This window comes from Rhodanobacteraceae bacterium (assembly GCA_016713135.1).
Taxonomy (GTDB): Bacteria; Pseudomonadota; Gammaproteobacteria; order Xanthomonadales; family SZUA-5; genus JADKFD01.
The window spans coordinates 64,711-79,055 of sequence record JADJPR010000006.1 but is presented as its reverse complement, the minus strand read 5'-3'; the positions used below and the strand labels follow the sequence as shown (position 1 = coordinate 79,055).

Genomic DNA, 14,345 nt, shown 5'->3' with positions numbered 1-14,345 from the left:
GGACGACGGTGTCAGTCCCCTGCCCCCCGCCCCGTCCTCCGTTTTTCGATTCCGACTCATCGCTGCACCGCATACTCCGGCGATACCAGCACCAGATGGATCAGGCCGAGCTTCTTGCGCCGGGCGTCGGCGGCCGCCATGTCGCACTGGAGCAGCTTGTACAGCGTGCCCTTCATGCCGCTGCCCGCGGCGCAGTTGCCGGCGGTGTAGCTGCCGCTCATCGAACCGAACAGGAGCCTGGCGTTCATCGCATCGACCAGGCCGGCCGCGTCGTTCGGCAGCGCGTCCAGCGTGGTCGTGGGAATCGAGGCATTCCGCGGCGGCGCCGTGAACGCCCCATCGTTCGTCGAGTAGCCGGGCCACACCATCGACCACAGTTCGTTGGCCGCGGTCACGCTGCTGGTCTCGTCGAAAATCTGGAACTCGGGCGCGTACAGGCCGGCGTTGGCGATCGGCCCCGGCTGACGGAAATCAGGTTCGAAGAAATTGAACACGCTCGGCGCACCCAGCGGCCGCTGCAGGAAGGCCACCTGGGGGGCACGCTGGCCCATGCGCAGCTCGGACAAGGTCGGCGGTGCGCCCGACTGGTCGAGACAGGAGCCGGCACAAACCCCGGCCTGCGCGTCGAAGGCGCGCCAGAACGCCGTCAGGCGCAACAGCGGCTCGCGCAGCTTGCCGAAGTTCGCCGGCTGGCCAAGGTCGGCCGCGGCCGGGTTGAACGCGCGCGCCTCCGGATCCAGCAGCACCGCGCGCACGAGCGCACCGAGGTTGCGCCCGCTGGCATCAAAGGCGCTGGCCGCGCGCTGCACATAGGCGGGGCTCGGATTGCTCGTGACCAGCTTCTGGATCAGCTGCTGGGCCAGGAATGGCGGCACGTTCGGGTGATTCGCCAGCATGTCGAGCGCGCCGTCGAGGTCGCTGGCGCAATACGCGAAGCACTGCGTCTGCAGCGCCGAGCCATTCGCCGGCGCTGGATCGCAGGCCGGGCCGGCCGGCAGCGTTACCCGGTTCACGCCAGCGCCCGGATCCAGGTCGAGCAGCAACTTGGTCGACAGGTCATGGTGCAGCGGGAAACAGGCCATCGGCTCATAGCTGTCGAACACATTGGTGATGCCGGTGTAGGAATTGCACAGGCCGGGCGGTGTGGGACAGCGATTGCCGAAGCCGGTGAACACCTGGGCCAGCTCGCTGATCACGCTCTGGTCGTAGGTCGGGACTGGCACCCCACCCTGCAGCATCGGCGTGCCGTCCGGGTTCAACCAGACCAGGCCGATCGAGAACAACTGCATGATCTCGCGCGCGAAGTTCTCGTCCGGCTGGGTCGTCGCCGAGGCCTTGCGGTTGCGCCAATGCGACAGGTACTTGCCCATCTGCGGGCTCATCGACACCTGCTCCAGCAAGTCGCGGTAGCTGCCAAATGCACCGCGCTTCAGATGGTCATCGAATTCGGCGATGCCCGCCCAGTCGTTGGTCAGGTTGTCCGGACGGTCGGAGACCACGAAGATCTCCGAGAGGGCGAAAGCCACCCGCTGGCGCAACTGGTCAGGTGCGGCCACCGCGCTGTGAAACCAGCGATCGAGACGCTGGCCCTGGCTTACCGCAAGGCCCTCGACCGCCTTCGCCTGCAGGTAGGGGCGGCTTTCGGTCGCCGGCAGTGCCATCTGCTGGTCCAGCCATGCGCTGTAGCCGATGGCTCGCAGGTTGGCAATGTCGGCTGCGTTGGGTCCGAAGGTGGCTTGCGTCAGGAAGCGCGCGGCATGCGCATCCGTCTGCGGCACGTCTGCCTCGAAGCCGTTGCGGAACACGGCATCCTGTGCGCTGGCAATCGTGGCGAGCATCAACAGGCCAGACAGCCATGCGAAACGGTCGATGGTGCGCATCAAGCCTGGTCCTGTGCTCTCGGTCATGGGTGCAAACGCTACCGGGCGCCGAAGCGCACGCGAAGTGCGCAAGATCCCAATCCGGCGTTTCCGCTGCTCATTCCGACGAAATCAGGGCGCGCTTCGGCGAAATGCGCACCGTGCCCATGCCACGCACGGCCGACGAGTGGAGAATGCGCCCATGAACCTCTTGTCGCTCACGACCCTGTTGGCGATGGCAGTGCCGCCTGAGTCCTGCGACCCGGCTTTTCGCGCCGAGCCGCAGACCCATGCCTTCGACTACGCAGCGCAGATCCAGCCGATCTGGAACCAGTACTGCGCCGACTGCCATGTGCAGCACGGCGGCAACCCGGCGATGGGCCTGGATCTGGAGCCGCCGTTCTCGCGCGACAACCTGGTGCTGGTGCCGAGCGCGCAGGACCCGACGGTGGCCCTGGTGTGGCCGGGACAGCCGACAATCTCGCTGCTCTGGCACAAGCTCAATTGCGGCTCGCCCGGGCCACTGCCCGGCGGCCACCAGATGCCCTTCGGTCGCCCGCCGCTGCCGCTGGCGCTGCAGGCGCTGGTGTACGACTGGATTTCTGCGGGTGCGCCGGTCGAGGTACTCATGCGCGATGGCTTCGATGAGAGACAGTGAGTGAGCGGTCCGCGCGGATCTCGTTGCGCTGAAGCGTAGCCCGTTGTGCCGCGCAGCGGCTCAGCGGGTACTCGTCGCAAGCACCCGGGGAACGCGCTGCGCGCGTACCGCCGGGCTACCTGCTACCCCATGAATCCGAGGTCACTGCCCGAGAAATTCGGCAGCAATGGGAACATGGCATTCAATGCCGCGCTGTCAGTCACGCCCATCCATTTCGCCAGCGTCGCGGCGAACTGGTCGATCGCCGTGGTCGGGATGTACTGGCCGCGGCTCAGACTGAAATCGCGATTGGCGGTGTCATTGCTGTTGATCACCAGCCGGGGATAGGTGCCGTACAAGCGGTTGCCGGCGACCGCGTCGCCGAACACCAGCTGGTTGCCACCCCAGGCGTGGTCCGAGCCGCCGCCGTTGCCGGTCAGGGTGCGGCCGAACTCGCTCATCGTGAAGCTGCTGACCTGGCTGCGCGCACCGATCTCGCCGAGCGCCGTCCAGTAGGCGCCGATCGCCTGGTTCAGCGTGCTCAGCAGCGCACCATGGCCGCTGGTCGCCACCGGGCCGCCATCGAACAGGCCCGAGTGCATGTCCCAGCCGCCCAGGCGCACGAAGTACACTTGGCGCTGCGCGCCGAGCGAGTTGCGGCTGACCTTGATCATGCGCACGACCATCTTCAGCTGATCGGCGAGCGAATTCCCGCTCGGGAACAGCGTGGTCACATTGCCGCTGCCGTCCGCGGCGTCGAGCAGGGTCGCCAGGCTCTCGCCCACCGCCAGCGAGCGTTGCGCGATGCCCGCGTAGCCGCGCTGGAACTTGTGCGCGTGGCTGTCGTTGAGGATGTCGTCGAGCAGCGCCCGGCGCGCCGCGGTGTAATTGTTGCCGGCGCTGCCGGTCGTGTAGTTGTCGATCAGGTCGACCCCGCCCGACGACACCTGGTAGGGCAGGATCTGGTCGCCGATCAGCATGCGCGCTGCGCCGGCCACCGACAGGGTGGGCGACAGCCCGTTCGGCAATGATCCGCCGGCCGTCGCGCGGGCTACCCGGCCACCCCAGCCGAAGCGCGCCACCGACTCTCCGGTGGTGCCCATGCCGACATGCCACAGCAGTTCCTGGTCGTTGTGCGAGAACAGCTGCGCCGGACGTGGCGCGCCGGCGTCGTACTCCGCGCGCGTCAGCGGCTGCAGCAGCGGCCCGGTATTGCACACGAAGGCCGCCTTGCCGCTGTCGAACAGCGTGCGCAGGCCCGAGTGCGCCTGCGAGTTGCTGCCGCTGGTCACGCTGAAATCGGCGCACGCAGGGTGCAGGCCGAAGGCGATCGCCTGGTTGGCGGGCGTCACCGGCAGCAGGTCGGCAAAGGACAGTGCCAGCCCGTTGCTGTTGCTGCTGCTGTAGACGCCGCCGCGGCTCGACTTGTAGGTGTCGTAGCGGCTGCCGGACGACTCGCTGTCGCGCGGCACCAGCCAGTTGAAGGAATCGTTGGCGCCGGCGAGGTAGATGCACACCAGCGCGCGATAGCCACTGGCGGACTGCGCCACCGCCCGCGGCATCAGCGCCAGTTGCGGCAGCAGCGCGCCGAGGGTTCCACTGGCGAGGCAGCCACCGAGGCGCTTGAGGAAGGTGCGGCGGGTATGGGTGGTCATGGCGTGCTCCGGGGAAAATCGAGAGCGGAGAAGGGGGCAAGGGGCGGGGGACCCAGCCCATGCGATGCACAGGCAACGACGCTCGTCGCGGACGGCCGGTGTGGATGGGCGAGCGAAATCACAGGTCCCCTGCCCCCTGCCCCGCTTCTCCTCCCCCGCTTTGTGGTCGCGATCATTGTTGCAGCGCGAACTCGGGCGAGATCGCGATCAGGTGGATCAGGTCGAGCACCTTGCGCCGGTGCTCGGCGGCGGACATCTGGGTATTGAGGAACTCGGTCAGCTTGTTGCGCAGGGTGCTGCTCATGCGCCCGAACAGCAGCTTCTGGTTGAGCGCCTCGACCAGCGCATCGTGCGCCTGCGGGATGGCATCCAGCGCGGAGGTCGGCAGGTAGCCGGCGTTCGGCACCGCGAAACTGGTGCTGGTCGGGCTGCCGATCGAGTAGCCGGAGAAGATGCGCCGCCAGAGTTCATCGGAAATGGTGATGAAGCTCGACTCGTTGAGGATCTGGAACTCGGGCGCGTAAAGGCCCGCGTCGGCGATCTCTCCCGGCTGCTGGTAGTCGGGCTCGAAGAAATTGAACACACTCGGCGCGCCGAGCGGGCGTTGCGGCCAGCTGCGCTCCAGCCCACCGACATTCCAGGTACCGCCGTTCCCCGGCTGCGCGCCGAATGCCCGCCAGATCGCAGTGAGCACCAGCAGCGGTTCGCGCAGCTTGCCGAAATCCGCATGCGGGACGGCCGCGCGCGCCTCGGGATCCAGCAGCACCGCCTTCACCACCGCGCCCAGGTTGCCGCGCACGCCGGCGCCGTCGTCCTCGAACACCGCGGCCACCCGGTCGATGTAGCCCGCCGACGGACTGCTGGTGGTCAGCCGCTGGATCAGCTGGCGCGAGAAGAACGGCGGCAGGTTCGGGTGCATGAACAGCGCTGTCGAGCAGGGTATCCAGCTGGCCGTTGCAGTAGTCGATACAGGCCTGCTGCTCGCTCGCCGGCGTGCCGGCGTGACAGGCCACAGCGCTCGGTGCGATGGTCACGCCGCCGATCAGGGTCTTGTCCTGGTGCGGGCTCGGCAGCACCGCGTAGCTGTTCGCGCTGGTCGCCGAGCGGCCGGTGTCGGCGTAGCGCGGGTAGCAGACCATCGGCAGGTAGTTGTCCGGGTGCACCAGGCCCGTGCCGGTGACGCCCGACTGATAGCGCGGCGGGTTGGCGAAGAACAGCTGGGTCTGGAAGTTGCACGAGGGGCCGGTGCAACTGCCGCAGTTGCGGTTGATCGCCGCCCCGCCGATCGTCACGTTGCCGGTGCAACCATAGGTGAATCCGGTCAGCACCCGCGCGGTCTGCGTGATCACGTCCTGGTTGTAGGTCGGCACGGGCTGGCCGTTCTGCAGGATGGGCGAGAAGTCGCGGTTGCGCTCGACCAGGCCGATCGAGAACAGCTGCATGACCTCACGGGCGTAGTTCTCGTCCGGCGACACCAGCCCCGGCGCCGGATTGCCGCTGGCATCCAGCGTCCAGTCGGTCTTCTGGTTACGCAGATGGGTCAGGAAGTTGCCCATCATCGGCGACAGGCTGACTTGCTCCAGCAGCGTGCGGTAGTTGCCGAATGCGTTGCGCACCAGGATGTCGTTGTACTCGGCGACGCCGACCGGATTGGCCTCCAGCGCGCCGACATCGGACAGCACCAGGATCTCCGACAGCGCGAAGGCCGCGCGCTGGCGTAGTTGGTCGCTGGCGCGCACCGCGTTGTCGAACCAGCGTTCCAGGCGGAATGATTTGTAGAAGCTGGCACCGGAGGGCTGCACCTGCACATGCGCTGCCACTGCGGCTTCCATCGCTGGGCGGTGCAGCGTGGCGGCGAGTGCCAGTTGCTGGTCGATCCAGCCGCCGTAGCCCAGCGCGCGCACGCTGGCCACATCCGCCGCCGTCGGGCCGAAGCTGGCCTGGGTCAGGAAGCGCGCGGCATCGGCATCGGTCTGCGGGCCGCAGTCGCTTCCGGTCAGGCTGGACAGACGGGTCAGGCTGAGGCTGCCGCTGCCGTAGCCGCTCTGCGTGCTGTTCCAGCTCCAGGTGGCGTGGTTGGCATCGACCGCGCGGAAAGTGAGCGTGCCCCAGGACTGCAGCGTCACCTGCGCCGGGTTGAAATCGGGCGGGAAGTCGCCGCCGCTGGTGATGCTGGCGGTCAGGGTGGCGCTATCGCCACTGATCGGCCCGGTGGCCGTGATCCAGCGCTGCGCGCCGTTGAGATAGGCGTACCAGATGGCCACCAGGGTACGGTTGCTGCCGCTGCCGACCACCTCGGTGAACACCCCGTGGCCGCTCTGGGTGGCGTCGTACCAGGAACCGGCGTGGCAGTCGGCCACGCGTCCACTGACGGCGCCGAAGCTGCCGGCCGGCTGGGTCAGGCGCTGGATGTTCATCGAGCCGTTGGCGAAGCCCGCGTAGCTGGTGGTCCAGGCGGCGGTCGCACTGTTGCGGCTGGCGAAGCTCAGGACCAGCTCGCCCCAGGGCTCCGTGACCACGCTGGCTGCATTGAAGCGCGGCGGGAAATCGCCCCCGCGGGTGATCGACAGCGCCACCCGCGCGCTGTTGCCGCTTGCCGGGCCCACGCCGACCAGCCAGCGCTGCTCGCCGTCGAGATAGGTGAACCAGGTCACCAGCACCAGCGGCGTGCCGTTGCTGACGATGTGCTCGACGATGAAGCCGTGCCCGTTCTGGGCCGGATCGTAGAAGGTGCCCGAAAGATCGGGCCCCACCGCGTAGACCACCGCCGGTGACGGGCGCGGCGCCCCCATCAGTACCAGCGCAGCCCACAGCCACAGCCATGCGACCGACGACGTCTTCATGCGCCCTCCCCCTGCACGAGCCGACCCCTGCCAGAAGTCACGCATTCGCGTGGAAGCGGGGGCCATGTCACCGCTCGCTGGCGCCCGGGCGGCCCCCCCCCCCCGCCCCCGCCGCGCCCGCCCGCGGCCGCCGCGCCCCCGGCCCCCGGCGGCCCCCGGCCCGCGCCCCCCCCCCCCCGCGGCCCGCGCGCGGCCCGCGGCCGGGCGCGGGGCCCCCGGCCCGCCGGCGCGCGCCCGCGGGGCCGGCGGCCGCGGCGGCCGGGCCCCCGGGCGCCCGGCCCGGCCCCGGCCCGGCCGGCGCGCCCCGGCGGCGCCGGCCCCCGCCCCCGCCGCCCGGCCCGCGCGGGCCCGCCCCGCCGCCCGCGCCGCCCGCGCGGCGCGGCCGGGGGGGCCGGGCCCCGGCCCGGGGGGGGGGCCGGGGCCCGGCCCGCCGCGGGGCCCGGCGCCCGCGCGCCGGCGCGCCCGGGGCCCGGCGGCCCCCCGCGGGCCGGCGGCCCCGGCGGGGGGGGGGGGCCGGCCGGCCGGCCGGCCCGGGCGGGCGGCCGGGGGGGGGGGGGGCGGCGGGCGCCGGCGGGCGGCGGGGGGGCCGGCGGCGCCGCCGGGGGCCCGGGGGCCGGGGGGGGCGGGCGGGCGGCGCGGGGGGGGCGCGGGGGCGGGGGGGGGGGGGTCCTTGTCGGCTGTTACACGGGATTGCCCCGACGGTTGACGGATGTCATTCCCGCCTCCCTGCATGGGTCTTACTGTGCAGCCGTGCGCAGCTGGGTTGCAGGTTTACCGGAGGGAAATGCAGATGAGCATCGTGATGTGGTCTTCGGCGTTCGCAACGGGTGTCAAGGAAATCGACGACCAGCACCGTCGCCTGCTCGGTTACATCAACGAGCTGAACGCAGCGACCAGCCAAGCCGATATCGGCCACATCCTCGAATCGGCGATCGATTACACGATGTACCACTTCGCCTTCGAGGAAGCGGTGATGGAGTCGAATGGGTACCACCTCCGGGATGCGCACAAGCGGATACATGACCAATTCGCGCGCGAGCTGCTGGACCTGAAAGACCAGTACGCAGCCGGCACGATGGCCGCCGAGCAGTTGCGCGCCGCGCTGTCGCGCTGGCTCTTCGACCACATCAGCAAAGCCGATCCCCCCGCGATCAACCCAAACTCACGCTAAGTCGGGAGCCGCCATGACTCACCTCGTCTGGACCGACGATCTCAACACCGGGATCCCTGTCATCGACGGTCAACATCGTCAGATCGTCGAATACATCAACCAGTTGTACGATGCGCGGATGAAGAACGATCGCCAGGCCGTCGGCGACGTGATCAACAACCTGATCGACTACACGCTGTCGCACTTCTCCTTCGAGGAAGAGCTGATGGTGGAATCCGGCTACCCGTTCGCCGGACCGCACAAGCGCGTGCACGATGTCTTCGTCAAGCGTGTCGGCGAGTACCAGCTGCGCTACAAGTCCGGCGAGGACATCTCAGGTGAGTTGCACGCGCTGCTGATGCGCTGGCTGGTCGGGCACATCAAGAACGATGACGCCGCCTATGCCACCACGGTGATGGCGCACACCCATTCCGTGGCGCACCAGAAGAGCGGTTGGCTTGCCCGCACGCTGGGTCGGTGGTTCCGCTGAGTGTCCGCGCGGGCTTGTTGGACGCCTGAAGCCGCGCTCAGCCCAGCCACCCGAACTTGCCCACGAACACCCCGGCCAGCACCCAGACCGTCACCGGCACTTCGCGCGCACGCCCAGCGAGCAGCTTGATCGCGGCGTAGCTGACAAAGCCGAAGGCAATCCCGTGGGCGATGGAGAAGGTCAGCGGCATGCTGATCGCGCACAGGAAGGCGGGCGCGGCCTCGGTCAGATCGTCCCAGTCCACGTCCGCCAGCGCGCGGCTCATCAGCACCGCGACGTAGATCAGCGCCGGCGCGGTGGCGAAGGCCGGCACCGTGCCCGCCAGCGGCGCGAGGAACAGGGCCGCGAGGAACAGCAGGCCGACGACCACCGCGGTGAGCCCGGTGCGCCCGCCGGCGGCGGTGCCGGCGGCGCTCTCGATGTAGGCGGTGGTCGATGAGGTGCCGAGCAGCGAGCCCGCGGCGATCGCGCTGGAATCAGCCAGCAGCGCGCGCTTCAGGCGTGGCAGATTGCCCTCCGCATCGAGCAGTCCGGCGCGATGGGAGACGCCGATCAGCGTGCCGGTGGCATCGAACAACTCGACCAGGAAGAAGGTCAGCACCACCGCAATCAGCCCGGCGTTGAAGGCGCCGGCGATGTCGAGTTCGAGGAAGGTCGGCGCCAGCGACGGCGGCATCGCGAACAAGCCGTTGAAGGGGCTGAGTCCGAAGGCCACCGCGAGCACGGTCACCACCAGCACGCCGATGACGATGCCGCCGGTGACCCGGCGTGCCTCCAGCCCGATGATCAGCAGCAGGCCGGCGATGGCGAGCAAGGTGCTCGGCGCGTGCAGATTGCCCAGGGTCACGAAGGTCGCCGGGCTCGCTGCGATCAGGCCTGCGTTCTTGAGCCCGATGATTGCCAGGAACAGGCCGATGCCGGCCGAGATCGCCAGCTTCTGCGAACGCGGGATCGCGTTGATGATCCACTCGCGGACACGGAACAGGCTGACTGCCACGATCAGCAGGCCGGAGATGAACACCGCGCCCAGCGCCGCCTGCCAGGAGTAGCCCAGGGTGCCGACCACGGTGAACGCGAAGTAGGCGTTCAGCCCCATCCCGGGGGCCATCGCGATCGGGTAGTTCGCATACAGACCCATCAGCATCGAGCCGAAGGCGGCCGCGAGGCAGGTCGCCACGAACACCGCATCGCGCGGCATGCCGGCAGCGGAGAGGATGTCCGGATTGACGAACAGGATGTAGGCCATCGCGAGGAAGGTCGAGAGTCCCGCGAGGCACTCGGTGCGCAGGTTGCTGCCATGGGCGCGCAGCTGGAACCAGGATTCGAGCATGTCAGTTCCTCGCGATGGCTCAGACAAAGCGGAGGTATAGCAGCCGCGCCGGGCGCAAAAAAATCTTCCTGGGCTTGTCGAAATCCTGCGCGCTGGCGCGTCAGAGTAGCGCCCGATGCCGGGTCCCACCCAGAAACTGGAGTCAACGATGAAGTACATCCTGCTGATTTACGGCGATCCCGCCGCCGAGGCGCAGCTGAGCGAGGCGCAGATGCAGGCCATCTACCAGGCGCACGCGGCCTATGGCCAGGCGCTCGAGGCCGCCGGCGTGATTCGCGGCGGCGCCGAGTTGAAGCCGCCGGCTACCGCGACGACGCTGCGCTTTTCCGGCGGTCGCTCGACCCTGGTCGATGGGCCCTACGCCGAGACCAAGGAACAACTCGGCGGCTACTACCTGATCGAGACCGACACGCTCGACGAAGCACTGGCCTGGGCGGCGAAGATGCCGGGCATGGAGGCCGGTGCCGTCGAAGTGCGTCCGCTCGGCATGGGCGCCTGAGACGGTGGACGCGCCCGCGGCGCTGGCGCGCTGGCGGCGTGAGGATGGCGGACGCCTGCTGGCCAGCCTGATCCGGCTGGCCGGCGATATCGGCGATGCCGAAGACGCCTTCCAGCAGGCCTGCGTGCGCGCGCTCGAGCACTGGCCGGAGAGCGGAATTCCGGCACAGCCCGGTGCCTGGTTGAACACCGTCGCGCGGCGGCTGGTGTTCGACCGCCAGCGGCGCAGCGGTGAGCTGGCGCTGGCGGACGTCGAGTCCGCGGCCGCCACCAGCGATGACCCGGACGCCTCGGGCATTGCCGACGACCGCCTGCGTCTGTTGTTCACCTGCTGCCACCCCTCGCTCGCGCCGCAAGCCAGTTGCGCGCTCGCCCTGCGCACCCTCGGCGGGCTCAGCACGCGCGAGATCGCGCGCGCCTTCGTCGAGAACGAGGCCACCACCGCGCAGCGGATCGTGCGCGCCAAGCTCAAGATCCGTGAGGCCGGCATCGCCTTCGAGGTGCCCTCGCGCGCCTTTCTGCCGCAACGGCTGGATGCGGTGCTGGCGGTGCTCTACCTGATGTTCAACGAGGGCTACACCGCCACCGAGGCCGATACCCTGCAGCGCCCCGATGTGTGCGCCGAGGCCATCCGGTTGGCACGCCTCGCCGCCGAATCGCTGCCGCAGGAGCGCGAGGCGCGCGCGCTGCTGGCGCTGATGCTGCTGACGCATGCGCGACGCGATGCGCGGGTCGATGCCGATGGCGCGCTGGTCCCGCTGGAGGCGCAGGACCGCCGCCGCTGGCGTCAGGACGAGATCGCCGCTGCGACCCGTTTGCTCGACCGCACGCTCGCTGTGCCCGGCGCGCCGGGACCGTACGCACTGCAAGCGGCGATCGCCGCGCTGCACGGCGCGGCGGCCACCGCGGCAGAAACCGATTGGCCGCAGATCGCGCTGCTCTATCGCGGGCTGCTGCAACTGGCGCCATCCGCCGTGGTGGAACTGAACGCTGCCGTGGCGCATGGCATGGCGCACTCGCTGGACGATGCGCTCGCCTGGATCGCGCGCATCGAGGCCAGCGGCGCACTCGCCGGCTACCACCTGCTGCCGGCCGCGCAGGCCGAGTTGCTGCGCCGGACCGGCGACCTGCCGGCAGCGCTTGTCGCCTATGACCGCGCGCTGGCGCTGGCGCGCAATGCCGCCGAGCGCCGCTTCCTCATGCGCCGACGAGAGGAATCCCTCTAGTCGCCCTTCAGCGGCAGCGGCTGCAGCAGTGCTTCGTCGGCTCCCGTCGCGGGCGGCGAGGCGCTGATCTGTGGCAGCCACCAGACGCCATGGTGGCGCCGGTCGTTGAGCGTGTCGCCGAGGGTCAAGCCCGGTTCGAACGGCGCCTCCGGCATCTGCCAGGCGCGGCAGTGTTCGGGATCGGGACACATCCAGGTGCTGCCCTTCACGCCCATGATCTCGACTGCATACGGATCCTGCTCGCGCAGGAAATGGCCCATGAAATCGTGCGCCGGGTCCCATGGCGCGCCGGACTGGATGCGCGTGTGGAAATTGCCGGCCAGCACCAGCAGGCGCGCATCCGGCATCGATTCGAGGCGCGCCAGCAGCAGCTCGCCCATGCTGCGGTCGCGCTCGGCGCCGGTGATGTCGGATTCCGCCTCGATGTCGAAGGCGACCACCGCCAACGGTGCTTTCAGCGCCAGCGCGCGCAGACGCTCGATCAGCGCGACCACCGCCTCGCTGCTGCGCCCGTCGCGGGTGGCCCAGAAGGGTCCGGCCAGCAGCCTCTCGCGATCTTCCCCGGTGCCGGCGCTGGCGAGATAGCGGTCGAGCGCCGCCTGTTCGCTGCGCCAGATCTCCAGGCCGACGAGCAGCGGCCGCTCGTCGGCAAGGAGGTTGGTGGCGAGCCCGGCGACGATCCCCGGGACTTCCCAGCTGCCATGCAGCTCGCCGACCAGCAGTACGCGATGCGCTTGCGCGCGCTCGGTCAGTTCAGCGAGCGGATCGGGCACTTCATCGGCGGGGCGGGCCGCGCCCGCCAGCAGTGAAGCTGCGCAGAACAGCAGCGATCGGAGCAGGTGCATGCGAGACTCCCCGGTAACCAACCGTGACGATGGACTGGCGGTAGACATTGCGCAATGTCCGGGGTTCCCGCGACGGCGCGTTGACCCTCCGGGTTACCATCGGTCGTTGCCCGTAAACCTGCCTGCCGGAGCGCCGCATGCCCGTCGAACCCAGCCTGGAAACCACCATCGACCTGGTCGACCGCAGTCGCAGCGGCGACGACGCGGCGCGCAACCGCTTGATCCAGCGCTATCTCCCGCTGTTGTCGCGCTGGGCCCATGGGCGCCTGCCGCACACCGCGCGCGATCTGTCCGAAACCGCCGATCTGGTCCAGGTCACCCTGTTGCGTGCGTTCCAGAACCTGCCGGCGTTTGATGTGCAGGGACCGGGGGCTTTCTTCGGTTATCTGAGGCACATCATGACCAATCTGCTGCGCGACGAGATGCGTCGCGTCGGCCGCCGGCCGCTGATGGCGGAACTCGACGAGCGCCTGGAGGAACCCGAGGCCTCGCCGCTGGCGAGCAGCATCACCTTCGAGACATTGAAGGCCTACGAGTCTGCGCTGGCGCGGATGCAGCCCGAGGCGCGGGAGCTGGTGGTGATGCGGGTGGAACTGGGCATGCCGCATGAGGAGATCGCCGCGGTCACCGGCAGCCCGAGTCCGAATGCGGCGCGCATGCGCGTGGCGCGCGCGCTGGCCGATCTGGCGCGCGAGATGGCGGCGTTCAAGCCGGAGTGAGTCATGAAGAGCGGGGCAGGAGAAGCGGGGCAGGGGGCAAGGGACCAGGCGAGCGTGGTCGATCTCGCGCAAGGCGGCTCTTCCCCTGCCCCCTGCCCCGCTTCATCTTCCCCGCTTGTGTCCCTCGACGACCGCACTGACCGCCTCGCCGCCGAGGACCCGCTGCTCAAGTGGACCGAGCGCATCGCCGATGGGCATGCCGTCGACTGGGCGGAGGTCGAGGCCGAGCTGGATCCGGGGTTGATCCCGGGCCTGAAGCAGCTCGCCGCGCTGGCCGGCGGCTTTGGCATCTGCGCCACCGATCCGGTGCCACCACAAAGCGACACCCTGCCGCCGGGTACGCAGTTCGGTGCGCTGACCATCGTCGACCTGCTCGGTCGCGGTGCCTATGGCGCGGTATACCGGGCGCGCGATGCGCAACTCGACCGGGAAGTCGCGCTCAAGGTCCTCGGCCATCCCACGCTGACGCGCGCCGAACTGCTGCGCGAAGGCCAGCTGATGGCGCGCATCGACCATCCGAATGTGCTCAAGGTCTATGGCGCGGTCGAGGACTCGGGCCAGGTCGGCTTCGCCTGCGAGCTGATGCCGGGTGAGAGCATGGAGGAATGGCTTGCGCGCCAGGGCACGCTCGGCGCGCATGAACTGATCGCGGTCGGCAGTGAGCTGTGCGCGGCGCTGTGCGCGCTGCATCGCGGCAACATCCTGCACGGCGACCTCAAGCCCAGCAATGTGCTGCGGCATGCCGACGGTCGCTGGGTGGTCGCCGATTTCGGCTCCAGCCAGTACGCCCACGACGCCTATGGCACCAGCGGCACACCGCTGTACATGGCACCCGAGCGCCTGCGCCAGCAGGCGCCGAGCGCGGCCTCGGACCAGTACAGCCTGGGCGTGCTGCTGTTCCGCCTGGCCACGCGGCGCTTCCCCTTCGAGGCCGAGACCACGGCGGAGCTGGAAAACAAACACCACGCGAACGCCCGCCTGCGCCTGCTCGATGTGCGTCCGGACCTGCCGCGTCCCTTGATCGCGGCGATCGAACGCGCACTCGCGGTGGACGCCACCCGGCGTCACGCCTCGCTGGGCGCCTTCGCCTCGG

The 14,345-nt window shown here is 69.5% G+C and carries 12 protein-coding genes and 1 pseudogene; 7 read left to right on the top strand and 6 right to left on the bottom strand.

What is annotated here, in order from left to right; all coding sequences use genetic code 11:
• Positions 1–56: 56 nt before the first annotated feature.
• The gene (locus IPK27_08125) at positions 57–1,880 is read right to left on the bottom strand and encodes a DUF1800 family protein (protein MBK8067588.1); all 1,824 of its coding nucleotides are present in this window, start codon (positions 1,878–1,880) and stop codon (positions 57–59) included.
• A 181-nt stretch (positions 1,881–2,061) separates the two neighbouring features.
• Here IPK27_08125 and IPK27_08120 point away from each other — a divergent pair, with 181 nt between their 5' ends.
• Positions 2,062–2,517: a hypothetical protein gene (locus IPK27_08120; GenBank protein MBK8067587.1), complete on the top strand. Its 456-nt coding sequence runs from the start codon at positions 2,062–2,064 to the stop codon at positions 2,515–2,517.
• 122 nt (positions 2,518–2,639) lie between these two features.
• Here the strand turns inward: IPK27_08120 and IPK27_08115 are convergent, their stop codons facing one another.
• From IPK27_08115 to IPK27_08105, 3 genes are all read right to left on the bottom strand, one after another.
• Positions 2,640–4,151 (bottom strand): DUF1501 domain-containing protein, encoded by a 1,512-nt coding sequence (locus tag IPK27_08115; protein MBK8067586.1) that lies wholly within the window; start codon positions 4,149–4,151, stop codon positions 2,640–2,642.
• A gap of 172 nt (positions 4,152–4,323) precedes the next feature.
• Positions 4,324–4,734 carry a hypothetical protein gene (locus IPK27_08110; GenBank protein ID MBK8067585.1) on the bottom strand — a complete coding sequence of 137 codons (411 nt, stop codon included), beginning with the start codon at positions 4,732–4,734 and terminating at the stop codon, positions 4,324–4,326.
• Positions 4,619–6,994 carry a DUF1800 family protein gene (locus tag IPK27_08105; GenBank protein ID MBK8067584.1) on the bottom strand — a complete coding sequence of 792 codons (2,376 nt, stop codon included), beginning with the start codon at positions 6,992–6,994 and terminating at the stop codon, positions 4,619–4,621. Before IPK27_08105 ends, IPK27_08110 begins: the two co-directional genes overlap by 116 nt.
• Before the next feature lie 790 nt (positions 6,995–7,784).
• On the opposite strand from IPK27_08105, the gene IPK27_08100 reads away from it, so the two are divergent.
• Both IPK27_08100 and IPK27_08095 read left to right on the top strand, forming a co-directional pair.
• Positions 7,785–8,165: a bacteriohemerythrin gene (locus IPK27_08100; GenBank protein ID MBK8067583.1), complete on the top strand. Its 381-nt coding sequence runs from the start codon at positions 7,785–7,787 to the stop codon at positions 8,163–8,165.
• A 13-nt stretch (positions 8,166–8,178) separates the two neighbouring features.
• A complete protein-coding gene (locus IPK27_08095; GenBank protein MBK8067582.1) occupies positions 8,179–8,634 on the top strand; it encodes a bacteriohemerythrin in 456 nt (151 codons plus the stop codon).
• Positions 8,635–8,671: 37 nt separating this feature from the next.
• Here IPK27_08095 and IPK27_08090 read toward each other — a convergent pair whose 3' ends face one another.
• Positions 8,672–9,964, bottom strand: a complete 1,293-nt coding sequence (locus tag IPK27_08090) for an NCS2 family permease (protein ID MBK8067581.1) — start codon at positions 9,962–9,964, stop codon at positions 8,672–8,674.
• 148 nt (positions 9,965–10,112) lie between these two features.
• Here IPK27_08090 and IPK27_08085 point away from each other — a divergent pair, with 148 nt between their 5' ends.
• Both IPK27_08085 and IPK27_08080 read left to right on the top strand, forming a co-directional pair.
• Positions 10,113–10,463 (top strand): YciI family protein, encoded by a 351-nt coding sequence (locus IPK27_08085; protein MBK8067580.1) that lies wholly within the window; start codon positions 10,113–10,115, stop codon positions 10,461–10,463.
• Between the two features lie 4 nt (positions 10,464–10,467).
• On the top strand, positions 10,468–11,688 hold the full coding sequence (locus tag IPK27_08080; protein MBK8067579.1) for an RNA polymerase subunit sigma-24: 1,221 nt from the start codon (positions 10,468–10,470) through the stop codon (positions 11,686–11,688).
• On the opposite strand, the gene IPK27_08075 is transcribed toward IPK27_08080, so the two are convergent.
• On the bottom strand, positions 11,685–12,533 hold the full coding sequence (locus tag IPK27_08075) for a hypothetical protein (protein ID MBK8067578.1): 849 nt from the start codon (positions 12,531–12,533) through the stop codon (positions 11,685–11,687). The two genes, IPK27_08080 and IPK27_08075, sit on opposite strands and share 4 nt — an antisense overlap.
• Before the next feature lie 137 nt (positions 12,534–12,670).
• Between IPK27_08075 and IPK27_08070 the strand changes: the two genes are divergently transcribed.
• Positions 12,671–13,252, top strand: coding sequence for a sigma-70 family RNA polymerase sigma factor (locus IPK27_08070; GenBank protein MBK8067577.1), 582 nt, complete (start codon positions 12,671–12,673; stop codon positions 13,250–13,252).
• Between the two features lie 3 nt (positions 13,253–13,255).
• Positions 13,256–14,311, top strand: a pseudogene (locus tag IPK27_08065) (serine/threonine protein kinase).
• Positions 14,312–14,345 lie beyond the last annotated feature (34 nt).

Excerpts from the sequence above, each read along its gene's own strand:
- IPK27_08125 (MBK8067588.1), bottom strand. The coding sequence starts at position 1,880 with ATGCGCACCATCGACCGTTTCGCATGGCTGTCTGGCCTGTTGATGCTC.
- IPK27_08120 (MBK8067587.1), top strand. The coding sequence starts at position 2,062 with ATGAACCTCTTGTCGCTCACGACCCTGTTGGCGATGGCAGTGCCGCCT.
- IPK27_08115 (MBK8067586.1), bottom strand. The coding sequence starts at position 4,151 with ATGACCACCCATACCCGCCGCACCTTCCTCAAGCGCCTCGGTGGCTGC.
- IPK27_08105 (MBK8067584.1), bottom strand. The coding sequence starts at position 6,994 with ATGAAGACGTCGTCGGTCGCATGGCTGTGGCTGTGGGCTGCGCTGGTA.
- IPK27_08100 (MBK8067583.1), top strand. The coding sequence starts at position 7,785 with ATGAGCATCGTGATGTGGTCTTCGGCGTTCGCAACGGGTGTCAAGGAA.
- IPK27_08095 (MBK8067582.1), top strand. The coding sequence starts at position 8,179 with ATGACTCACCTCGTCTGGACCGACGATCTCAACACCGGGATCCCTGTC.
- IPK27_08090 (MBK8067581.1), bottom strand. The coding sequence starts at position 9,964 with ATGCTCGAATCCTGGTTCCAGCTGCGCGCCCATGGCAGCAACCTGCGC.
- IPK27_08085 (MBK8067580.1), top strand. The coding sequence starts at position 10,113 with ATGAAGTACATCCTGCTGATTTACGGCGATCCCGCCGCCGAGGCGCAG.
- IPK27_08075 (MBK8067578.1), bottom strand. The coding sequence starts at position 12,533 with ATGCACCTGCTCCGATCGCTGCTGTTCTGCGCAGCTTCACTGCTGGCG.
- IPK27_08070 (MBK8067577.1), top strand. The coding sequence starts at position 12,671 with ATGCCCGTCGAACCCAGCCTGGAAACCACCATCGACCTGGTCGACCGC.